The 22,634-nt window shown below is 39.1% G+C and carries 26 protein-coding genes; 3 read left to right on the forward strand and 23 right to left on the reverse strand.

Annotation, left to right across the window (positions count from 1 at the left end):
- Positions 1–219 precede the first annotated feature (219 nt).
- The 17 genes from ABMY35_RS20135 to ABMY35_RS20215 all read right to left on the reverse strand — a co-directional run bounded on the left by ABMY35_RS20135 (position 220) and on the right by ABMY35_RS20215 (position 13,373).
- Positions 220–414, reverse strand: coding sequence for a hypothetical protein (locus tag ABMY35_RS20135; RefSeq protein ID WP_349287856.1), 195 nt, complete (start codon positions 412–414; stop codon positions 220–222).
- A gap of 137 nt (positions 415–551) precedes the next feature.
- Positions 552–1,241: a hypothetical protein gene (locus tag ABMY35_RS20140; protein ID WP_349287857.1), complete on the reverse strand. Its 690-nt coding sequence runs from the start codon at positions 1,239–1,241 to the stop codon at positions 552–554.
- Positions 1,242–1,398: 157 nt separating this feature from the next.
- Positions 1,399–1,842, reverse strand: coding sequence for a T6SS immunity protein Tdi1 domain-containing protein (locus ABMY35_RS20145; RefSeq protein ID WP_349287858.1), 444 nt, complete (start codon positions 1,840–1,842; stop codon positions 1,399–1,401).
- Positions 1,843–2,306: 464 nt separating this feature from the next.
- Entirely contained in the window at positions 2,307–2,597 is a 291-nt protein-coding gene (locus ABMY35_RS20150; protein ID WP_349287859.1) for a hypothetical protein, read from the reverse strand.
- 110 nt (positions 2,598–2,707) lie between these two features.
- A complete protein-coding gene (locus ABMY35_RS20155) occupies positions 2,708–3,061 on the reverse strand; it encodes a hypothetical protein (protein WP_349287860.1) in 354 nt (117 codons plus the stop codon).
- Between the two features lie 123 nt (positions 3,062–3,184).
- Complete coding sequence (locus ABMY35_RS20160; protein ID WP_349287861.1) at positions 3,185–3,649, reverse strand: hypothetical protein; 465 nt, start codon at positions 3,647–3,649, stop codon at positions 3,185–3,187.
- 449 nt (positions 3,650–4,098) lie between these two features.
- A complete protein-coding gene (locus ABMY35_RS20165; protein ID WP_349287862.1) occupies positions 4,099–4,434 on the reverse strand; it encodes a DUF2314 domain-containing protein in 336 nt (111 codons plus the stop codon).
- 449 nt (positions 4,435–4,883) lie between these two features.
- A complete protein-coding gene (locus tag ABMY35_RS20170) occupies positions 4,884–5,237 on the reverse strand; it encodes a hypothetical protein (RefSeq protein WP_349287863.1) in 354 nt (117 codons plus the stop codon).
- 773 nt (positions 5,238–6,010) lie between these two features.
- On the reverse strand, positions 6,011–6,505 hold the full coding sequence (locus ABMY35_RS20175; protein ID WP_349287864.1) for a hypothetical protein: 495 nt from the start codon (positions 6,503–6,505) through the stop codon (positions 6,011–6,013).
- A gap of 441 nt (positions 6,506–6,946) precedes the next feature.
- Positions 6,947–7,414 (reverse strand): hypothetical protein, encoded by a 468-nt coding sequence (locus ABMY35_RS20180; RefSeq protein WP_349287865.1) that lies wholly within the window; start codon positions 7,412–7,414, stop codon positions 6,947–6,949.
- Positions 7,415–7,530: 116 nt separating this feature from the next.
- On the reverse strand, positions 7,531–8,157 hold the full coding sequence (locus tag ABMY35_RS20185; RefSeq protein WP_349287866.1) for a hypothetical protein: 627 nt from the start codon (positions 8,155–8,157) through the stop codon (positions 7,531–7,533).
- A gap of 1,172 nt (positions 8,158–9,329) precedes the next feature.
- The gene (locus tag ABMY35_RS20190) at positions 9,330–9,770 is read right to left on the reverse strand and encodes a hypothetical protein (RefSeq protein WP_349287867.1); all 441 of its coding nucleotides are present in this window, start codon (positions 9,768–9,770) and stop codon (positions 9,330–9,332) included.
- Positions 9,771–9,879: 109 nt separating this feature from the next.
- Positions 9,880–10,299 (reverse strand): hypothetical protein, encoded by a 420-nt coding sequence (locus ABMY35_RS20195; RefSeq protein WP_349287868.1) that lies wholly within the window; start codon positions 10,297–10,299, stop codon positions 9,880–9,882.
- 86 nt (positions 10,300–10,385) lie between these two features.
- The gene (locus ABMY35_RS20200; protein ID WP_349287865.1) at positions 10,386–10,853 is read right to left on the reverse strand and encodes a hypothetical protein; all 468 of its coding nucleotides are present in this window, start codon (positions 10,851–10,853) and stop codon (positions 10,386–10,388) included.
- A 433-nt stretch (positions 10,854–11,286) separates the two neighbouring features.
- Positions 11,287–11,730 (reverse strand): hypothetical protein, encoded by a 444-nt coding sequence (locus ABMY35_RS20205; RefSeq protein ID WP_349287869.1) that lies wholly within the window; start codon positions 11,728–11,730, stop codon positions 11,287–11,289.
- Positions 11,711–12,577, reverse strand: a complete 867-nt coding sequence (locus tag ABMY35_RS20210; RefSeq protein WP_349287870.1) for a hypothetical protein — start codon at positions 12,575–12,577, stop codon at positions 11,711–11,713. Before ABMY35_RS20210 ends, ABMY35_RS20205 begins: the two co-directional genes overlap by 20 nt.
- A 331-nt stretch (positions 12,578–12,908) precedes the next feature.
- On the reverse strand, positions 12,909–13,373 hold the full coding sequence (locus tag ABMY35_RS20215) for a TerB family tellurite resistance protein (RefSeq protein ID WP_349287871.1): 465 nt from the start codon (positions 13,371–13,373) through the stop codon (positions 12,909–12,911).
- A gap of 142 nt (positions 13,374–13,515) precedes the next feature.
- Here ABMY35_RS20215 and ABMY35_RS20220 point away from each other — a divergent pair, with 142 nt between their 5' ends.
- Positions 13,516–13,818 (forward strand): hypothetical protein, encoded by a 303-nt coding sequence (locus ABMY35_RS20220; protein ID WP_349287872.1) that lies wholly within the window; start codon positions 13,516–13,518, stop codon positions 13,816–13,818.
- A gap of 12 nt (positions 13,819–13,830) precedes the next feature.
- Here the strand turns inward: ABMY35_RS20220 and ABMY35_RS20225 are convergent, their stop codons facing one another.
- The 6 genes from ABMY35_RS20225 to ABMY35_RS20250 form a co-directional block, all read right to left on the reverse strand.
- The gene (locus ABMY35_RS20225; protein ID WP_349287873.1) at positions 13,831–15,174 is read right to left on the reverse strand and encodes an ATP-binding protein; all 1,344 of its coding nucleotides are present in this window, start codon (positions 15,172–15,174) and stop codon (positions 13,831–13,833) included.
- A gap of 22 nt (positions 15,175–15,196) precedes the next feature.
- Positions 15,197–16,528 (reverse strand): sigma-54 dependent transcriptional regulator, encoded by a 1,332-nt coding sequence (locus ABMY35_RS20230; RefSeq protein ID WP_349287874.1) that lies wholly within the window; start codon positions 16,526–16,528, stop codon positions 15,197–15,199.
- 75 nt (positions 16,529–16,603) lie between these two features.
- A complete protein-coding gene (locus ABMY35_RS20235) occupies positions 16,604–17,812 on the reverse strand; it encodes an FtsX-like permease family protein (RefSeq protein ID WP_349287875.1) in 1,209 nt (402 codons plus the stop codon).
- 9 nt (positions 17,813–17,821) lie between these two features.
- Positions 17,822–19,135: an ABC transporter permease gene (locus tag ABMY35_RS20240; RefSeq protein ID WP_138481305.1), complete on the reverse strand. Its 1,314-nt coding sequence runs from the start codon at positions 19,133–19,135 to the stop codon at positions 17,822–17,824.
- A 1-nt stretch (position 19,136) separates the two neighbouring features.
- Positions 19,137–19,841 carry an ABC transporter ATP-binding protein gene (locus ABMY35_RS20245; RefSeq protein WP_349287876.1) on the reverse strand — a complete coding sequence of 235 codons (705 nt, stop codon included), beginning with the start codon at positions 19,839–19,841 and terminating at the stop codon, positions 19,137–19,139.
- Between the two features lie 89 nt (positions 19,842–19,930).
- Entirely contained in the window at positions 19,931–21,187 is a 1,257-nt protein-coding gene (locus tag ABMY35_RS20250; protein WP_349287877.1) for an HlyD family efflux transporter periplasmic adaptor subunit, read from the reverse strand.
- Positions 21,188–21,591: 404 nt separating this feature from the next.
- Here ABMY35_RS20250 and ABMY35_RS20255 point away from each other — a divergent pair, with 404 nt between their 5' ends.
- Together ABMY35_RS20255 and ABMY35_RS20260 are read left to right on the forward strand one after the other, a co-directional pair.
- A complete protein-coding gene (locus tag ABMY35_RS20255; RefSeq protein ID WP_349287878.1) occupies positions 21,592–22,077 on the forward strand; it encodes a histidine phosphatase family protein in 486 nt (161 codons plus the stop codon).
- Between the two features lie 89 nt (positions 22,078–22,166).
- A complete protein-coding gene (locus ABMY35_RS20260) occupies positions 22,167–22,634 on the forward strand; it encodes an SRPBCC family protein (RefSeq protein WP_349287879.1) in 468 nt (155 codons plus the stop codon).

Consider the following 22,634-nt stretch of genomic DNA (forward strand, 5'->3'; position numbering starts at 1 on the left):
GCAATATAGGTAAATATTCTCCACCCAATAACCACTCCCATTCAGATAACAGAGTGTCTCGTTCAAGGTGCGAGAAATTTACCGTTAAGTCATTTAATGTCATCTGCACTTCCTAGAAAGCTAACGCTTGCCGTAAACGGCACAAAATAGCAGGCTAAAATTGGCGACGAAGGAGCACAAGCCTGCTGTTTTGTGTCCTTGGTTTAACGGCCTTGTTAGTTACGATGCCTTTTGAGCATCTGATTTTATTGAAGAAATAAAACCGAAAAGACAAACTATGCTTACTAAACTTAAACAAATAATAGATAACTGATTTAGCTGTAAGTTACCAAAAATAAATAAATCGCTTACTAAAAGTGCAGTACTTGATGTGAAACCAGCTAGAAAACCTGATTTGTGCTTTTTAAGATTCACCTTATCTCCTTACTGGATGAATTTCATTAGTAACTAACGCCTCATTCAGAGGCAACAAAATAGCTGGTTAAAATTAGCGAGGCACGAGCAAAAACCAGCTGTTTTTTGTCCTGCTGCAATGACTTGTTAGGTGCGTTTTATTTACTCAATATGAAACATGCCGCGGCATTGTCATATACTGCGCCATATTCTTTGAAAGTTTTGTACGGAATATATAGGCTAGAATATAAATATATTATCAAAGCGATTAATAGGCTAAAAGTGGTTAAAACTCTTTTTCTCTTTTTAACACGCTCTCTTACCTTCTTATCCTTAAAATCATCATTAGTCATGTTTCTAATGAAAATTGCTAAAGCAGTTATCAAAGCTGAAAAGGCTACAAAAAACCAAAAGGCAGGAGCAAAGTGCACCACTCCATAACCTGAAACCCCTAATCCAATCCCAGATGTAGCAAACAAAAAAGTGTAAAACGCTCCAGTCATAAACATTGGAATAAAACCTAAACCCGCTTTCCCAATCTTTGTTAACAATGAATTTTTACCAACCATATGAAAGTTATACGCAAAAATGAGGAAAATTGGAGGTAACACAACAAGAAAACGTTCTACCCATACATCTTGAAGGTCTAAAATACTCTTTAACTGATCACAAACCGATTTAGAAACATCAGAAATTTTCTCAATAATCCCAGTACCTGCAATTTCATAACCTAAAAGGCTACTAATGCCAACAACAATAACAAGAGATGAATAAAATATTACTGCTTTATATTTACCGTACCACTCAGAAAGAGAGAATGACTTTTCATTAGTTGAAACAGCTGACATTGATAACCTTATTTAATTTATTATTTTTGACAAAAACATAATGAATGTGTAGTGACTGAGCACCTAACGCTTGCCGTAAACGGCACAAAATAGCAGGCTAAAATTTGCGACGAAGGAGCACAGCCTGCTGTTTTGTGTCCTTTGTTTAACGGCCTTGTTAGCTTTCGCTTACACCAACTTGTTGTGCCACTTGACCTGTTAGGGAAAAATGAACCTCAATATCAGTTGGTTCAATATTTTCAATTTTATACTCACCACCCAACAGCCAAGGTTTTGTTAAGCTATAAATTTGGTTGTGTGATAATGATTTACCTGACTCTATTAAATCACCTACCATTTGAACTGCAAAGTATTCTATAACGAACTCTTTATCAGCTAACAACTCATTGAAGTCTTCAGGTGTGTCAGCTACTTGTGAGAACTCACCGCCTCCTGAATCAAGCCACCAAACTTGGCCATTATTTACATTTTGAACAAATGCATCACCGGAAGCTGAAAGCAATATAGGTAAATATTCTCCACCCAATAACCACTCCCATTCAGATAACAGAGTGTCTCGTTCAAGGTGCGAGAAATTTACCGTTAAGTCATTTAATGTCATCTGCACTTCCTAGAAAGCTAACGCCGTTGTAACCGGCAAAAAATTGTTGGCTAAAATGTGTAGCGTAGCGTAACAGCCAACAGTTTTTTGTCCGCGTTGACGACCTTGTTATGCGTTGACACTCAAAATTCAAAGCGCTTGCGCCTGCACTAATAAGCCAAACTTAAAATTAAAAAACACCCACCAAACCAAAAATTGCAAAGAAGCGTTCGACTGGTGAATGACATTTCTGGTCACAGCTTAAATTGAAAAACGAAAAGCCAAGACCAACTTAAAACTTGATTACGCCACTGTACCGAAAAGCTGATTTGAAGAAAAGACTTGAAGCAAAAACCATTTTAAAGACAGCGATTTAAAGTGACGCATAACGCTGCCGTAAACGGCACAAAATAGCAGGCTAAAATTGGCGACGAAGGAGCACAAGCCTGCTGTTTTGTGTCCATGGTTTAACGGCCTTGTTAGCTTTACAAAAAGCTGAGTGTGTACAAGATAACCCAACCTGTAAAAGCTATAAAGAATAAGCCTTTAACTATTTTTAACTTTCTAGCCTTTTCTGTATACGCAGCCCTAAAAAGAAAACCTGATGGTACTGCTGCACCAAAATAATAAACTCCCGGAGCAAGCAAAACACCTGACTTACTCGATGCGTAAGTAATAAAACACAGAGCTAGAAAAGCGCCTATAAAGAACATACCTTTCGATGTTTCTAGAAATTCAATTGAAGTATCAAAAAAATCACTTAAATATTTTGTCATTGTGTAATCCTTCACAAATATACAGAGTAAAGCTAACGCCCGATTAACGGGTAAAAAATTGTGGGCTAAAATTGAGCGAAGCGAATAGCCCGCAAGTTTTTTATCCCTGTTTAATTGCTTGTTAGGTTACCGTTCCTGAAAACTATCCCCTTACTTGATTGTTGCCAGCCATCAATCTCAGGGTGATTGATTAAGTAACCATGAAACCCAAAAATAGAATACTTTTTCCGGATACGCTCTGCCCAAAATATGCCAATTAACGCACCGATAAAACTTGAACCATAAATGATGTTTATGGCTGTATCGTAATCTGCGTAACCCAAAGAAAATGCCGAGGTTAAGGCAAATAACACTGTAGGTACTAATACTATTTGTAAATAGAGGCAGATAAAGATGCCATACCCAAGCAATGTTATAAATAGTTCAAATGGAAAGGCCAAAATACTTCTAATTATCTTGAACAATTCACCACCCCTTTTGGTAACCTAACGCCTTACTAATGGGCGCAAAAATGCTTGGCTAAAATTAGCGACGAAGGAGCACAAGCCAAGCGTTTTGCGTCCTTTTGAGTAACTTGTTATACGTTTTTACTCTAGTCTTCCTTCAGGGCACCAGACAGCCATGCCACCTCCAGGGCAAGCAACAACTAACCAAGTATCAGAGTTTTCTCCATGACTAGTTAACCCGGCTTGCCACGGCTCGTAATCCTGATCTTCTCCGTTCATATAAAGAAGCTTTCCACTTTCAAAATACACAACCAAATGGGGATGATGAGATAATATTTGTATTTCCTTTACTTCTTCGCCCCTCAATTGATGAAGTTTGATTTCTTCTTGCTCTTGGGTCAGTTCTTCACATTCAACGGGAAATTCTTCTGGTAAAGAATCAAAGATATCCCATTCGGATGATAAGTTGATATAAGCCTCTTGAGCTATGTCTTTTGGGCCATCCAGTAATAGCTGTGGAGTGAAAAACCTCAAGCCATTAACAGAGCTTCCTTTCATCAATCTGTTCATTACAGATTCGGCAAATTTTCTATCAGATTCGTCCATAGTCTCGAAACGTATAACGCTTAGCTAACAGGCAAAATTGAATGAGCTATAATCGAGCGAAGCGACGAGCTTATTTAATTTTGTCCTAGTTTAGCGCCTTGTTGTGCGTTTACACTTTGCTTTTAAAGCGCTTGCGCCTGCACCAGCGAGCTAAACTTTTATTTACAAAAACACTCACCAAACTCAAAATTGCAAAGAAGCGCTCGACTGGTGAATGACATTTCTGATCACAGCTTAAATTGAAAACGAAAAGCTAGACCAACTTAAAACTTGATTACGCCACTGTACCTAAAAGCTGATTTGAAGAAAAGATTTGATGTAAACACAGCTTTTAAGTCACTGACTTGAAATGACGCACAACGCTTGCCTAACCGGCGCAAAATAGCAGGCTATAATTAGCGACGAAGGAGCGCAAGCCTGCTGTTTTGCGTCCTTGGTTTAGGCACTTGTTAGGTGTTTTCTTCGTAAATATCTATTACATGACAAGCTTGAAAAGTGACAAGTTGTCCGCACTGCACACAATCACTGCCAGCAGGATCATTATCTAATTTGCCCTTATAGTAATTAGGGTAAACGCCTATAATTTCTACCCACATACGTTCAACCGAAACTTCGTCAGAACCTATGTTCTCTTCCATGCTGAAAATTAGCTTTACCAAATCGCCTACTTTAAGAGATTCCCTGTCTTCTTTTTCAGGAATCCAGAATGTGTCTGGATATTCCTTATTTAATTCTTCTCCATTATCCAATTGATAATGATCTCTTTCATAGGTTGGCAGAGTCATCAAAAACCTCGAAACACCTAACGCCTCGCTTAACCGGCGCAAAATAGCAGGCTAAAATTAGCGACGAAGGAGCGCAAGCCTGCTGTTTTGCGTCCTTTGGTTAAAGCGTTTGTTATATAACAAACTACTTACTCATAGCACTCTTAACTCTAATTAAAATAAATAAGCAACTTCCAGAAATTAAAAAGTGCGCCCAATAATCAACAATAGAGAATGAATCACTCGGTACAACAACCATGTAGAGGTCGTCCGATTTAGCTACTTCTGTTAATACTACCTCGTACAGATAAGTATCATAAACAAATAGAGCTATGCCCGAAAAAATCAGAACGATGCTGATTATAAATAAGGCTTTAAACATTTCTCACAACTCCAATTGTTATATAACGCCGTTGTAACCGGCTAATAATAGTTGGCTAAAATTTGTGAGGCACGAACAAAGCCAACTGTTATTTGTCCGCGTTTACAACTTTGTTAGTGCTTTTTTTGCAAATATTGGCTACTGACTCTTTTAGCCCATCATTAAACTTATATTTGCCTAGTTTTGTATTATTTACCAATAATAGTTTTAGCTTTTCAAGCAAAGTCTCAGGTGTTTCTTTACTGAGGCAATTGGAATACTTACTGTTACTTTTCGATGCGTCTAAATAGCCTAATAGATAAGAAGAACAATGGCGTTTATAGCGAGCAAATTTTGCTAAATCTGATGTACATTCACTTACAAACTCTTCAAACGAGATCGGCTGATAGCTTTTCACGTTGAAAGAAACAGCAAAAATGACAAAAGGTAGTATTAGTTTCACAAAACTCTCGAAAGCACTAACGCCGTTGTAACCGGCAAAAAATTGTTGGCTAAAATGTGAAGCGGAGCGTAGCAGCCAACAGTTTTTTGTCCGCGTTGACGACCTTGTTATGCGTTGACGCACCGCTTTTGAAGCGCTTGCGCCTGCACCAATAAACCAAACTAAAAATTAAAAACACCCACCAAACCCGAAATTGCAAAGAAGCGTTCGACAGGTGAATGACCTTTCTGGTCACAGCTTAAATTGAAAAACGAAAAGCCAAGACCAACTTAACATTTGATGACGCCACTGTACCTAAATGCTGATTTGAAGAAAAGACTTGAAGCAAAAAAACCTTTTAAAGACAGCGATTTAAAGTGACGCATAACGCTCGATTAACGGGTTAAAAATAGTGGGCTAAAATCGAGCGAAGCGAAGAGCCCGCTGTTTTTAATCCCTGTTTAATTGCTTGTTATATGCTATTTAAAATCAAAACTAGGCCTTTTGTTACCGCAACAAATATAGATATACCAATGATAATTTTCGGTAACTTTGGGTAATTAACTATCATGTATTTCAGAGCTGGAGATTTATCAACTGTTCCGAGTTTACCGCTAAAATGTAAAGCACACATGACGCAAATGAAAATCACCAATAATGTATTGTATGGTTCAGGCAACATCTATCCTATCCATAGCTTATAACGCCTCAGTTAAAAGGCAAAATTTGGTTGGCTATAATGTGAAGCGGAGCGAAACCAGCCAACTGGATTTTGTCCGCTTTTAAACTGTTTGTTATACATCGACAACTTCACAATCCCAGTTTTCTATACTTGATTTGAGCTCTGAAATGAAAATTAAAACAAAAGCCAACACACCAAATGCAATACATAGCCAAATAGGAAGTATTCTTTGAGCAATACCAATTCCTGCTAAAGCGCCCAGAATTATAGGGGGTATCCAGTAATAGATTGGCTTTTTGGGTGGTTTTATATATTTAAGTTTATAAAGTTTTACTAGTACGCCTTCTTTGTTCAAAGAGCACTCATTACGACCCTTAATTAAGTCTTTACTCTCGAAGGTAATCTCATATTCAACACCGTCGACCATGAATTTATGGTTAGATTTCAATTTATAATTCTGGCTTTCAGAAACTAGTTTTCCATTAACAGAGACAAACTCTTTTCCAGAGAAAGGACTACACTGATAAATGATTTCATTTGAGTCAACTTGAAAAATGAAAGTAGCCCCCTCTTTAAATGAAACTTCCACAAATTCATTGATTTTCATCCAGACATCCTTTAGATGTATAACGCCCGATTAACGGGTAAAAAATTGTGGGCTAAAATTGAGCGAAGCGAATAGCCCGCAAGTTTTTTATCCCTGTTTAATTGCTTGTTATGCGTTGACACACCACTTTCAAAGCGCTTGCGCCTGCACCAATAAGCCAAACTTAAAATTTAAAAACACTCACCAAACTCAAAATTGCAAAGAAGCGTTAGACTGGTGAATGACCTTTCTGGTCACAGCTTAAATTGAAAAACGAAAAGCCAAGACCAACTTAAAATTTGATTACGCCACTGTACCTAAAAGCTGACCTTAAGGAAAGGCTTGAAGTAAAAACCGTTTTAAAGACAGCAATTTAAAGTGACGCATAACGCTTAGCTAACAGGCAAAATTAAATAAGCTAAAATCGAGCGAAGCGACGAGCTTATTTAATTTTGTCCTAGTTTAGCGCCTTGTTATGTTCTTTACGCACAAGAAATACGCCCATGCGATTAATATGATTTGCAATGGTGCTCGTATCAACAAATAAACAGCTCCCCATTGATGACCACCTAGCCCAACACTATTTAAGGCAGCGTATACATTTGCAGGAAAAAACAATACAAAAATGAGAATACCAAGTTTTGCTGCAATGCGTTGGAATTTAGGCATGAAAAGAGCAATGCCAACCATTAATTCGAGGGCACCTGTAAAATAGATTAATGAAACTTTGAAAGGCACCCAGGAAGGAAGCATTTCAACCATTCCATCTGTTCTTACGATGTGACCTATAAAGAAAAAAATAAATGCCATCCCTAAACCCCAACAAGCATACTTGTTAATATCAACAGATACCTTCATGAATTTAGAGTAAGCAAAGGCCATACCCAGCGGAGAAGAAAGAATTAAAAGAATTATTATTGGTGTTACCATGGTTCCATCCTAAGAACATAACGCTTGCCTAACCGGCGAAAAATAGCAGGCTAAAATTAGCGACGAAGGAGCGCAAGCCTGCTGTTTTGCGTCCTTTGGTTTAGGCACTTGTTAGGTTACTGTTTACCTATACGCTTGATTATTAATAATGTTAAAAGCATAGCTGAAGTTAAACCAACTAAAAATGGTTCATAGTTACCTTCTGGATCTTTGAACCACATCCCAGCTATGAATATTGATATAGCCAAAAACATAAACTCTACAACCCAAAGAGATTTTTCTATAGGAGATTTGATAGTGTTTTCTTTCAAATCTAACACTTTGGCGTTGAGGTTATTTTGAAATATAGCTAAATTATTGGCCATTTCAGCTTCAACATCAGGAAGCATTCTTTCGAATAACTTCGGATTCCCTGCCACTTCAGTGCTTTTTTCTAACTTGGCTATGCTTTCAACTTTAAACTGTTTCTGTGCGTCCTGAGCAAGTTTTGAAATATCATTTTCTAACGAAGAATCATACTTAAGATTTAGCGTATCGATATATGAAAGGATCTCTGAATATATTTTTGTAGTGAATTCAGCAATCATATTCATGGTTTGTTTGATTGTGTTTCCCGAACGGAGCATACCATCAGCGGCATGCTTTCTTAGCATTAACTCAAATTGTTCATCTAACGAGGAAGTTGAATCAATTAAAATCAACCTAATCTTTTCCTCAAAGTTTTTCTTAAAGTCGAAATTCATACTGAATCCATTCAAAGTAACCTAACGCTTAGCTAACAGGAAAATTGAATAAGCTAAAATCGAGCGAAGCGACGAGCTTATTTAATTTTGTCCTAGTTTAGCGCCTTGTTGTGCGTTGACACACCGCTTTCAAAGCGCTTGCGCCTGCACCAGCGAGCTAAACTTTTATTTATAAAAACAATCACCAAGTTCATAATTGCAAAGAAGCGTTCGACTGATGAATGACCTTTCTGGTCACGGCTTAAATTGAAAAACGAAAAGCCAAGACTAACTTAAAACTTGATTACGCCACTGTACCTAAAAGCTGATTTGAAGAAAAGATTTGATGTAAACACAGCTTTTAAGTCACTGACTTGAAATGACGCACAACGCCTCGCTTAACCGGCGCAAAATAGCAGGCTAAAATTAGCGACGAAGGAGCGCAAGCCTGCTGTTTTGCGTCCTTTGGTTAAAGCGTTTGTTATATAACAAACTACTTACTCATAGCACTCTTAACTCTAATTAAAATAAATAAGCAACTTCCAGAAATTAAAAAGTGCGCCCAATAATCAACAATAGAGAATGAATCACTCGGTACAACAACCATGTAGAGGTCGTCCGATTTAGCTACTTCTGTTAATACTACCTCGTACAGATAAGTATCATAAACAAATAGAGCTATGCCCGAAAAAATCAGAACGATGCTGATTATAAATAAGGCTTTAAACATTTCTCACAACTCCAATTGTTATATAACGCCGTTGTAACCGGCAAAAAATTGTTGGCTAAAATGTGAAGCGAAGCGTAACAGCCAACTGTTTTTTGTCCGCGTTGACGACCTTGTTATGCGTTGACACACAAATTTAGAAGCGCTTGCGCCTGCACTAATAAGCCAAACTTAAAATTAAAAAACACCCACCAAACTCAAAATTGCAAAGAAGCGTTCGACTGGTGAATGACCTTTCTGGTCACCGCTTAAATTGAAAAACGAAAAGCCAAGACCTACTAAAAACTTAATTACGCCACTGTACCTAAAAGCTGATTTGAAGAAAAGGCTTGAACTAAAAACCGTTTTAAAGACATCGATTTAAAGTGACGCATAACGCCTTAATAAACGGCGAAAAATAGCAGGCTAAACTAAGCGAAGAATGAGCGCAAGCCTGCTGTTTTGCGTCCACGGTTTAATTAACTTGTTAGTTGCCGGTTACAACGATATCGCACTTATAGCCGCCAACTTCACTCTCTAAAGTATCACTGTTATACACTGTGTATTTACCAGAAACTGTGAATATTTTTTCATTGTAACCATTATACTCCCAGCGAAAACCTGTGGTTTCGGAGTTTAAGCTCAACACTTTTGTTGATTTCAGCTCAGAAGGTGACATTAAACTATTCATTTCCTCAGGAGCACCACCAACTACCAGAAATAACCACGTCTTATCTGATTCTCGAAATATAGCTAACTCATCAAATGAGCTCTCACCCAGAGAAATAGAAATACTATCTTTGAAGCTGATTTCACTAGGATTGCAGTTAAAATGCTTAGGTGACTCAACCCAAACTATTTCAGGAGCCTCGCTTTGTTGTGACCCTAAAGAAGCAAATGGGCTCAATAAAAGTATAAGTATTCTCAAAATTTTCCTAGGCAACTAACGCTTGCCGTAAACGGCACAAAATAGCAGGCTAAAATTTGCGACGAAGGAGCACAGCCTGCTGTCTTGTGTCCTTGGTTTAACGGCCTTGTTAGGGTTCAACTTTCACAAAAGCTGATTCAGCTGAAACTATAAGCTCTGCACCTGATTCAAATTCTAATGACCAATGCCAACTGTCATCAGGATCACCGTCAACCCAAAACTGACCTTCACACCATTCATCGTCTGAAAGGTAACCAAAACTACTCAAACAATCATCTTCATTAAATGACCTTTCAGAGCTTCTTGGTTGAAAACCAAAATGCTCTACATTGAAAAGTGAAAGCAAAAGAGTTGTAGGTAATTCACTTTTAACCCAATCATATTTTCCCTTTCGCCACTCTAGAACAATTAAACGCTTTTCAACATCGTAACTAAATTTTATAAAATCATAATCATTATGAAGGTCATAAACAGTAGAGTCATGTTTCAGATGAATGCTACCTGTCCATGAAAAATTCTCTGAAATCACGATTGAACCCTAACGCTTAGCTAACAGGCAAAATTAAATAAGCTAAAATCGAGCGAAGCGACGAGCTTATTTAATTTTGTCCTAGTTTAGCGCCTTGTTATGTTCTTTACGCACAAGAAATACGCCCATGCGATTAATATGATTTGCAATGGTGCTCGTATCAACAAATAAACAGCTCCCCATTGATGACCACCTAGCCCAACACTATTTAAGGCAGCGTATACATTTGCAGGAAAAAACAATACAAAAATGAGAATACCAAGTTTTGCTGCAATGCGTTGGAATTTAGGCATAAAAAGAGCAATGCCAACCATTAATTCGAGGGCACCTGTAAAATAGATTAATGAAACTTTGAAAGGCACCCAAGAAGGAAGCATTTCAACCATTCCATCTGTTCTTACGATGTGGCCTATAAAGAAAAAAATAAATGCCATCCCTAAACCCCAACAAGCATACTTGTTAATATCAACAGATACCTTCATGAATTTAGAGTAAGCAAAGGCCATACCCAGCGGAGAAGAAAGAATTAAAAGAATTATTATTGGAGTTACCATGGTTCCATCCTAAGAACATAACGCCGTTGTAACCGGCAAAAAATTGTTGGCTAAAATGTGAAGCGAAGCGCAGCAGCCAACAGTTTTTTGTCCGCGTTGACGACCTTGTTATGCGTTGACACACAAAATTAAAAGCGCTTGCGCCTGCACCAATAAGCCAAACTTATAAATTTAAAAACACTCACCAAACCTAAAATTGCAGAGAAGCGTTCGACTGGTGAATGACCTTTCTGGTCACAGCTTAAATTGAAAAATGAAAAGCTAAGACCAACTCAATACTTGATTACGCCACTGTACCTAAAAGCTGATTTGAAGAAAAGACTTGAAGCAAAAACCGTTTTAAAGACAGCGATTTAAAATGACGCATAACGCCGCCTTAAGCGGTGAGTAACAGTTTGCTAAAATGTGAAACGAAGTGGAACCGAGCAAACTGTTACGAATCCGACTTTAAGGCTTTGTTATACGCGGCTTGCAGCATAGCCGTTGCATAGCCATCCGAAAAATGAAAATAACTAGCTACAAGGAATAAACATATTTGAAATATACCTAATTGAATACTTGGTAATACCAACATTCCAAAATAAACTGCTGATGCAGCAATAACCAAAAAAAACCTTTTTGCTGTATATAAACCAAAATGCTCTTGGCTGGTGACTAACTTCGAGTTGGCTACAGCTTTAGATACTTTGGAAGTAATTTGACCAAAAATAATACATGAAGCTAAAGCCCAATCAGCGGTCATAAAGATTTCACGCCAACTCCCCATATAAATTTTAACCCCAATCAAAAGGCAAAACGGAATTGCTATATACAGAAATTCAGTTTTTAAGTCAGCATAAATGGCCTTTCTCTGCCGTTTAGAAAGAACTAAGTTCATGCTGGTAAGCCCTGTTTCTTGTGATGTTAATAACTTCTTTAATCTTGGCGTTACGAATTATAGGCTCCCCCTTACCTTTAGGGGGGGTATAAATATCATAAGAAACAAGAGTGTCCATGGTATCTTTAGGACCAATTGGCTGAATTAAACCTTTTTGATACCTATCTAGCCAATCCTTATGAGTTACTTTTGCTGAAAAAGGCTGTTTTATTTTTTCACACCTAAACGTCCAAACTGAATTCCCCTCATTAACCGGTATTTTGGCAAACAGTTTCAGCTTTATTTCATGACTTTCCGTAGAGCCTTGAAACATTTCTTTTGGATTTCCAGTGAAACGCCATTTGGTGTTTAACCGACACTCATTTCCCTGATCGTTTGATGATTTAAAAATGACACTTTCACCACATTTTGTTTTTTCGTTCGCTGTAGAGAAAGCTTTTAAGACATAAGCTAAATGTTGTCTATCAATGAGAGGTTCTGCAATCTGATTAGGCACATTATTGGTAAGTGTATTTTCTATTTTAATTGCAAGTTCTTCAACTTGCTGCTCTGTCTCAGTTTCATCAATATCTACTAAATCATCAAAAGTGCTATTTCCAGATTTATAAATTGCTTCTTCAAATATTGCATCTAATTTACCTGGAAGTGAGGACAACTTACTCAAGATAGAGCCACTTTCAATTGCATTTAGCTGAAAATCAAAGTCTCCTTTAATGCCCATGGAGTTAGTCATAAGTTGACCAAAATCCCTATATGCATTTATATAAAGAGACATAGCATCAAATATTTCCGCAGGGTTTTTGCGATCTTCCAAATAATCCAATTTAATACTTAACTCAGGTTTCAAAGAGCATCTCCTTATGGTTGATATTTTCACCTAGCGTATAACAGCTTATTCTCTCCCAAATTGCCTGAATAAATACCGACAAAACGGGCTATATTACGTGTCCCAATATTCACACAAGAAAAGTTCATTGTAAACATGAGTTTAGAATGTCCAATTTTGCTCAGTTGTGAAAATTGGACAAAACGCGCTGTAATAATGTTATGCGTCAAAAACAAAAAGCTGTATATAAAAACAGCATTTTATTTTGCTCTTTTTGTGAGGTAGTTAAATTGATATAAGTGCATCATGATTGAAGGCTGAGAATCTAAACAAACTTGCAAAGTAAACTTGATTAGATATCTAAACCCTCTTGCACACGTATTTTTGCGGCCACAAAGTCTACATGTGCAACATACATCAAACTCGATATTTTACGAATGATGTGATCTTCATAATCATCTAAATGACCATCTGCAAAAGCAACGTGCCATAACAGCTCTATCACCTCCATACGCTCTTCATAGCTTGTTTTCGCATTCACTTCTTTTACGAATTGGTGCAAATCTAGCGCAGCTTCAACCATAGGTCTTACTTTGTCTATCAGAACTTCAACTTGTCTTTCATCTAGCTCACATTGCGTTTTTAAAATTTCGGCAATCTTATCTAATTCCGATTGCTCAATTTTGCTGTCAGCGCGCATGACTTCAACTAACAGAGCTGCAAGCCCTGTATTAAAGTCAATTGAATTCTCAGGCTTGTTGGTTTGCTGTAATTCATTACTGAAGTCAGCTAATAATGCTTTAAGCTTTTTAAACACTAGTATGTCTCTGATTGTTCTATATAGTTTGATTATATCTCTGTTCTTCAAATTATATCGACTCATAAACATTTTCTTACAGTATTTAGGGACTCAATGACATACACTCGCCATTCTACATTTTGGAATTACATGGATGCATATGAAAACGCTTATCTCAGCACTACTTTTGACACTCTTAGCGGGGTGCGTTTACGTACCAGAAAACGTACATAGCTATGATGAAAAATGTAATGTCATGCGTAAAAAGAAGGTGTTAGCCCTAGAAGAAGCGATCCCCATGGCAAATTGCTCAAATGAAGCATGTGCACTCTTAATGGCTAGTTATGGTTTAGTGACTGCAGCTAGCTTTGTGGTATCAGGTAGTATTGTGGTTATTTCTAATACCGTGTATTGGCTCGAAAAACCCTCTGATTGCAAACTAGAGGAAACAAACATCAACTAAACTAAAATCGAGTTAACTTGGGAAAAACACCTGCACAACTAAGCCCGTTTTCCCATCACCTCGGTTATGCAAACTTAGTTGACCATGATGGGCTTCTGCGATTTCTCGACAAAGCGCAAGCCCCAAGCCGCTTCCACTTGCTTTGGTTGAATAAAAAGGTACAAGAGCATTCGCCATAACCGCTTCACTCATACCTTTACCTGCATCACTCACGCTGAGTAATGCACCTTGAGATTTAGCTTCAATTTTTACTTTAATCTGTTCTGCTTCTGAACCCGATTCATGCGCGTTTTTAAGCAAATTAATAAGAAGCTGCTCTAGCTGAACTCTGTCTGCAAGGCATTCAACGTTTGGGATATCCCCTTCAATACTAAAAGCCCACTCTTGCTTAACACTGTTCAATAAACTCGACCAATCAATTACTACGAGTTTTGGTTGAGGCAATTTGGCAAACTTGCCGTAACCTTGAACAAACTCATTCAGGTGATTTATGCGCTCTTGCATGGTCGAAAATACCCGCCCTAGCCTTGGTTCATTGAGGTTTTGCGTCAGTATTTTTCCGCTGTGTAGCATAGACGACATAGGGCCTAAAGAGTTATTGAGCTCATGACTGATGATACGTATCACCTTCTTCCATACTGCCACTTCTTGACGACTCAGTTCACGAGTGAGCTGTTTAAAAATATATAAACGGTGGCTATGGTTATTTAACAAGAACTGTCCGGTTGAAAGGTGCCAAGTTTGGGCTTCGTCATCTTGATTTAACTGACTATCGTGTGAATGTGCGTGCTTTAAGTGAAATAGTCCATCTCTGCCTGCTTCCATCGCATTTTGAATTTGCTCACTGCCAAAAGCATAGAGTTCATTGCGAGTCAGACCTTCAAGTTTCTGCTCACTATTAAATAACAGTTTGGCACTGTGATTACTGAAGACGACATGGTTATTGCTGTCTATTAAAACTAGCGCTTGCGGAGAAGACTGCAACACTTTATCGAGCATCAATTCACGCTGATAAATCCATTGTTTTTCTTGTCTAAGTTGCTCGGCGGTTTGGTTGTAAGTATGGCACAAACGCCCAAGTTCATCGTCTTCAATGTAAGCAAGTAAACTCGAAAACTCACCGTCTTTGAAGTTTAACAATCCCGTTTCTAACGCTTTGATACCTGAGTTAACCGGTTGAGTAATTAGACCACTCACAAACCAAGCGAGAACAACGGCTAAACTCAAACTAATCAGGCTGTGTGTACTTGATGCGCCTAGCACAAGTAGTATAGGCACTAACGCCAACACAACACTTAACATTGTTGCTAACTGCAATTTATGGCGAGTACTAAGATTAGCTGTGAGTGATTTCATAAAAGTTATCGTTTTAGTTTTATTAGTAATCGATATCGAATTTTTGTAAGCGCCTATATAGCGCTTGTCGTGATAGACCAAAATGCCTTGCTACTTTGGCAACAACCCCATGATACTCACGCATTGCCGCCTCTATTTCATCTTTATTAGGTTCTTTATTTGAGTTTGGAAGCGTTACATTTTGTGTTTGGTTCAGACCAAAGTCGGTAAATTCCAGTGCACCATTTGGCTTTAGAACAGCAGCACGCTTACAAGCGTTTTCAAGCTCTCTGACATTTCCCGGCCAAGCATAGCTCGTCAAAGCCTGCTCAGTGGCTAATCCAAATTCTCGTTCTGGCAAGAAGTGTTTTATAAGTGGAACGATGTCGTCTTTTCGTTCACACAATGCAGGCAGTCTGAGCTCTATGACATTCAGTCGGTAATATAAATCTTCTCGAAACCTGCCAGCTTTTATGTCTTGTAATAAGTCAGCATTAGTCGCCGAAATAACCCGTACACTGACCTTTTGTGTTTGCACTGATCCTAAGCGCTCAAACTCACCCGTTTGCAAAACTCTAAGAAGCTTCATTTGCCCTGACGGAGGTAAATTGCCAATTTCATCTAAAAATAACGTGCCGCCATCAGCAGCTTCAAAACGACCAATACGCTGTTTATTAGCGCCTGTGTAGGCACCCGCTTCTGCGCCAAATAGCTCAGCCTCGATTAACTCACTGGGCAATGCGCCTGCATTAACTTTAATAAATGATTTGTCTGCCAAAGCAGAATTTAGCTGCACAATTTCGGCAATACGCTCTTTACCACTGCCGTTTGGCCCAGTGATCAATACCGACACGTCTGACTTAGCGAGTTGCAATGCCATATCTACTACTCGCTCCATGGCTGTGCTTGCATACACAAGACCAGCTAAATTTGCCTGCTCATGGGCAGAGTGTCGCTCATCTTGTTGGCGGTTAAATGTATCGTTGTCTTGCTTGGCCTTACCCAATTCAATCAGGTTTGCAATGCTGGTCAGTAATTTATTATCGTCCCAAGGCTTGGCAATGTAATCAGCAGCGCCCGCTTTCACTAACTCTATGGCGGTTTCAAGCTCTGTCCATGCGGTGATCAGAATAATAGGTAAGTGTGCATTGAGTGCACGCAGTTGATAAAAGAGATTTTTGCCTTCTTCACCCGATGTGGTGTCAGCGGTAAAGTTCATATCTTGAATAGCCAAGGCAATACGTTGATAGCGAACAACTTGCTCGGCTTCGAAAGGGGTATGTGCTGTCACAACATCATAACCATGTATTTCGAGCAATAGCGATAACGCATCGAGTACAGCTTGGTTATCGTCAATGATGAGTATTTTGTCCATGTATTTTCGTTTTATTATTCGTGCTACACCAAAGGCTTGAGTGTAGCACGAACTAATAGATTGAGTATTTAGAAGTTAAATTGTTCTTGTTGCAATACTTGGATCGATATTAGCCGCACGCCGTGCTGGCCCAATCACCGCTAATAAACTGATCACAAAAACTGCAACGGCTGTGATTGCAACATACCAGTTTGATAACGCAGGGACTGAGTAATGTGCCATAAGCTGTTGACCGAGTAACACTGCACCACATACCCCTAGTACTAAACCAGCTACACAGATTAGGCTGTTTTCGACCACAAAGTAACTGATAATCGCTGATTTGCGAGCCCCCAGCGCGCGCCTTGTACCGATTTGCTTTGTGCGCTTATTAATATTAAACAAGGTAAGGCCAAAAATACCCAAGGCTGTAACTAATACTAGTACACTGATTAATATCACTAGCATACGCATCATTAATCGGTCTTCGGCAACATAATCTGCTTTTTTTACATCCAGCCCGGTTAAATCTTGAATAACGCGCTTTGCGTAATTTGAATGCATCGCACTTTCAATTTGCTTCATCACCTCGGCGCGGCGTCCTGGCTCTGTACGAACTAAAAACTGATGAAGCTTACCTGGGCTCACTGTCGGTAGTAATACTGATTTATCTTTACGGTTTTCAAGTTTCAGCCAAGGGCCTTTCATCATGCCGATAATACCGACAATTGTTAAAGGCTGGTCGCCCATATAAATCACTTTGCCTAATCCATCCTCACCGGGATACAGATCGTCCATCAATGCTTTAGTTGCCAACGCCACTTTAGGGAATTTGCTATAGTCTCGATTCAACACAACTTCATCTTCAGTAAAGTTGCGACCAGCAATTAAGTTAACACCTAAGGTGTTTAAACCGTGCTCGTCTGTTTCAAAGTAACTGGCGTTCACCGATTTTGACTTTTCTGGTACGGGTTTTAATCTAAAACCCGTTGACGAACCTCCCCCCGACAGTGGCACAGCACTGATCTGAACAGCATCAACAACACCCGGCATGGCTCTGAGCATCTGCTCATCTAAATCTATCTGTTGGATTAAATCAACGTCAGTGCCAAAGGTCATTACGTTAAACTTAAAAATATTTTCTTCTTCATACCCCGTTGGCTGGTTTAAATAATCGAGTCTATCTTTAATGATAAAAGCTGCATTGCTAACAATGGCTGTTGTAATCGCTATTTGTATTAGCAACAACACTGCCCCCACTTTGGAGCGCAACAAGGCATTGAAAATAGGTTTAATTTCTAACATGTCAGGCTCCTATTGGGTTTTAAGATAAGTAGCTGGTGTGGTGTTACATACTAACCAAGCGGGGTAAAGACCGGCGATAATACACGCTGAAATGGCGATTAACGGCGCGGTCATCAGCATTGAAATGTCCATATTCGCGAGTGCATCGTAATAACTCAGGCTTTGACGTATACCAAATAAACCAACTTGCGCCACAATAATGCCGATAACACCACCAAAAAGTCCCAACATACCAACTTCAACAATGTGCTGGAAAAACACTTGTTTCTTACTTGCGCCAAGTGCTCGTCGCACGCCCACTTCTGGCGCTCGGCGTAAGAATTTCGCCAGTAAAAGACCAAGAATGTTAGCTAAACATACCGCCAAAAACATAAAGCTCAGTGCAACCATAATCTTGTTATCTTCGTTCACCACCTCCCAGTAACTGATCCATTGATTTACATCTCTAAGCTTATATTCGGCTTTTTCACGCGTAAAACGTCCAGCTTTCTTTTCTTCAGCAATATAGTTTTCTAAATACGCTTCAAAAACACGTTTCTCAGAGGCATTGTTTAACTCTACCCAAAACTGTAACCAAAATTTTTCTGATTGCAGCTTGTCGTTAAAGACTTTTACAGGTTCATGTTTCCAACCATTGGTGTTTCCCCAAGTGTCTATTTCATTCGCTTTGATCAATGAGAACGGAATAAAAATATGCTCTGGTTTGTTGAAAGAGCCATTGTTTAGGTCGAAATATTTTATGTGTAACTTCCAGTCTTCGATCACCCCGACAACACGCACACTTAAATCATCAAGATAAAAGGTTTCCCCTACACTATTACTCGTACCGAATAATTTTTTGCTAATGCTTTGAGAGATTACAGCGACTGGAGCTGCACTACTTTCCTGCTCTTTGCTCCACACGCCGCCATTGATGAATGACAGATTAAACATATCAAATGCATCTCTTGACGCCACGCGTGTTTGCTCTAAAAATGGTTTCACTTTATCTGAGTTTAAGTGCACCGAAAAACCGGTTTTCATCAAAGCTGCGCGTTTAAATGGTAAATCCGCGTTTAATAAATTTTCAGTATCACGATAAGTTAACTGGTATGGCATGCTGTCAGGTGACCACCAGCTTTCTCCTTCATCCATGCTTTGCAGTTGTACCGCAAACAGTTTGTCACTCTTTTCAGGAATAGGGTCCATCGACATCATGTGGTAAACCGACAAGCTGGTCATTGTAATGCCAATACCAACTCCTATGGCAATTACCATTAACAGGCTTACTAATGGCGTGCGTTTAAAGCTCCGCCAACTTAAATCTATATAATGACTGAACATATTAAGCTCCTACTGCCATATTTGGATTACCCTGATATAGCGTAAAATCAGCAAGTTGGCCGTCTACTACCTGAATATTGCGCGGTGCACGACGAGCTAACTCCGCGTCGTGCGTTACCATGATTATGGTGGCGCCATCTCGGTTAATTTGTTCAAGCAGCTCCATGACTTGACGTGCCATTAAGCTATCTAGATTACCTGTTGGTTCATCGGCCAATAAAAAGCGAGGTTCACCAGCCAACGCACGTGCAATGGCAACACGCTGTTGTTGACCACCAGAGAGTTGCTGAGGCAAATGCTTAGCACGGCTAGCTAGCCCCACTTGCTCCAAACACTGCTCTATTCTGCGCTTGCGCTCAGCCGCTTTGATCCCGCGATAACGTAAAGGCACTTCAACGTTTTCGTACAAGTTTAAATCTGGAATGAGGTTAAAGCCCTGGAAGATAAAACCAATCTTTTGGTTACGTAAGTCCGCACGTTGATTGTCATTCAGTTTGCCAACATCAATGCCATCCAATAAGTATTCGCCACCAGTGAAGGGTTCTAACATACCTGCAATATTCAAAAAGGTGGTTTTACCTGAACCCGACGGGCCAGTTACAGCAATAAATTCACCTTCTTCAACATTTAAATTAAAGCCACGTAAAGCATGTGTTTGAACCATCTCTGTTTGGTACATCTTGCTGATATTATTCATTTTTAACATTATTCTTTCCTTTTTAATTCGGTCTATATTCTGTTGATGATGCCTAAATGTGCTTGTTGTTATTTCAACGATACTTATCTAAGAAGTACTTATCTCAACAATACGGCATCGACATTTTTAAATGTGTCGTAATTTGAAATGATGATTTCATCGCCTTGTGCAAGTCCACTTAACACTTCCACATGGTTAATACTGGTGACACCGGTGTTGATTTCGATGCGTTCTGCACGTTCGCCATTAAGCTTGTAAGCCACGTAGCCACCCGCATTCATAAATGCTCCACGCTTTACCATTAATACATCGCTGCGGTTTTCTAATAAGATACGCCCTGATAAACGCTGGTTTTGACGTATATTGCTAATATCACTTTGGTTAAAGCGCACACGCGTGGTTACTTCACGGTTATTCACCTCTGGCGAAATGGCTGACAACGTACCTTTAACTAGCTCAGTGCCCATTTTCAGCTCTACTTGCATGCCGATCCCTAAATCATTGGCATAGCTCTCTGGTACTTGTAATTCTGCTTCAAAAGCGGACAAATCGACTAAAGTGAGTAAGGCTTGGTTTTTAGTCACCATGGCTCTAGGTTGCACCAGCAAGTTACCAACGATGCCGGATACACTGGCTTTTACATTTAAGTTGCTGACTTTTCTTTGAAGTTCATCAACCACCAGTTGCTGTCTAGCAACTTGGCTTTGCGATGATTGTAACTCAAACGCCAAGGTATCTTTGGCGAGCTCAACCTCTTGCTGCGCATGTTTAAACGTCAGCTTAGCTTTGGCTAAATCATCGACGGCTTTTTCTAAATCAATTTGACTGATCAGGCTTTTCTCTATTGATAATTTTGCTCTTCGGTTTTCACGCTCAGCGGCACTGAGTTCTACTTGCGCCATGTCTAATGTTTTATTAAGTGTTAAAGTCTGGCGCCTTGCTTCTAGCTCACTTCTGGCAAGTTCGCCTTGTAGTCTGGCAAGCTCTGATTCTTGTTGCTTTAAACTGTTATTCAGCTCCGGACTTTCTACCTCTGCGATCACCTGCCCCTTCTCTACACTGTCACCTGCTTTCACTTGCAAGGTGACAAAGCCTTGCTCTGGGCTGTAAGCTTTTGGTGCATTAGCAGCAACTATTTTACCTGTTGTAGCGATATCTCTGACTAGGTCACCTTTAATGACCGTCGCAATTTGTAGCTGGGCTTTATCAACAGACTGGCTGACATTATCGGTATTCATCATGGCGTAACCTGCCCAAGTAACAAGCGACAGTACACCAGCAATCAACAGTACAGGTTTTATTCTTTTGGGCTTATATTGGACCATTTGATCTTGGCCACTGGTATCTCTGATCATACTTATTCCTTATTGATTCAAAAATTGCTCGGTGCAGCTGATAAGTAATGACATCAACAACATCAGAAGGGGTGATACAAAAAAAGCGGTCGTTAAAATCATTGTCTTGCTCCTGAGCCTATTATGTCTAAATAGATACCAAGACTGTGCCAAACTTTAAAACCCAATATTATCATGCAGTTACCAGTTTCTAGGTTCTTGTACGCTTGTCCGCGGACTATAAAAGTGTCCGCATCGGACACTTTTTAACTAATACCTCTCCTCTTAATTAAGTGATCTATTTTGAGGATTGGTATAAGTCACTCACGCAATGATAAAAATGCTTAAGTCATTGAAATGAAGTAATAGACTGTTAATCTAAGAAAATAACAACGGTATCTAAACTGAGATTAAGGAGTATAAAAATGAAGTTCAGTTTATTAGCGGTTATCGCATTGCTCTTTTCGAGTCAACTTATGGCACAACCAGAGCAAATCTTTTTATTACGCCACAGTGAAAAAGCCAGTGGGAGTGATCCGTCATTAACAGATAAAGGAAAACTCAGAGCCAATAACATTGCCAAACAACTTCAGTCAGCCAAACCAACACAGCTGTTCAGTACTGATTACAACCGAACTCAACAAACCATCGCGCCACTGGCAAAAGCTACATTGCTAAAAATCCAAAGCTATAACCCAAGAGAATTAGTACAATTTGCAGGTGAGTTAAAGTTATTAAATGGTGTAGCCGTTGTTTTAGGTCACAGTAATACAACACCTCAACTTGTGAAGCTGCTTTCAGGGCATCGAGTGAACATTGAAGAAGATGAATACGACAAACTATATGAACTGCGCCTGCATGGCGATAAATACCAACTTATTCGTCACAAAACATCAGCTAAAGCAAAGTGATATTCTCGCATTAAAGATAACTCTTTTGTAACGTGAAAAATCGACAATCTAAATCTATGCTTTATAAAAAAGATAAAGCATAGAACTTCATGAACGTTCAACAGTCTATTATTATTCCAGCAAAAAAAGAGCAAGTATGGCGCGTCATTAGCGATATACGTCATGCCCACCAGCATATTTCTGCCATAAAAAGCCTAGTGATTATTGAGCAACCTAAAGAGGGACTAAAAGGCCTAAAATGGCAAGAAACCAGAGCCATTTTTGGTAAAGATGCCGCAGAGACAATGTGGATCACAGAGTCACAAACCAATGTATTTTATAAGACCAAAGCACAAAATCATGGTTGCGATTATTACTCTGAGATGAAAATTGTCGAAGGAAAAAATCAATGTGAACTTATTATGGGTTTTACTGGTGTTCCGCAAAGCTTGTTTGCAAAAATAATGGCAAAGCTCATGTCACGATTCATGACAGAACAACTTAAAAAAACCATGCAAGCAGACTTAAAAGACATTAAAAGTGCAGTGTTGGCGATCCATAACCTAAACACTGAGTGA

It is taken from the genome of Pseudoalteromonas sp. BZB3 (assembly GCF_040104455.1).
GTDB lineage: Bacteria > Pseudomonadota > Gammaproteobacteria > Enterobacterales > Alteromonadaceae > Pseudoalteromonas.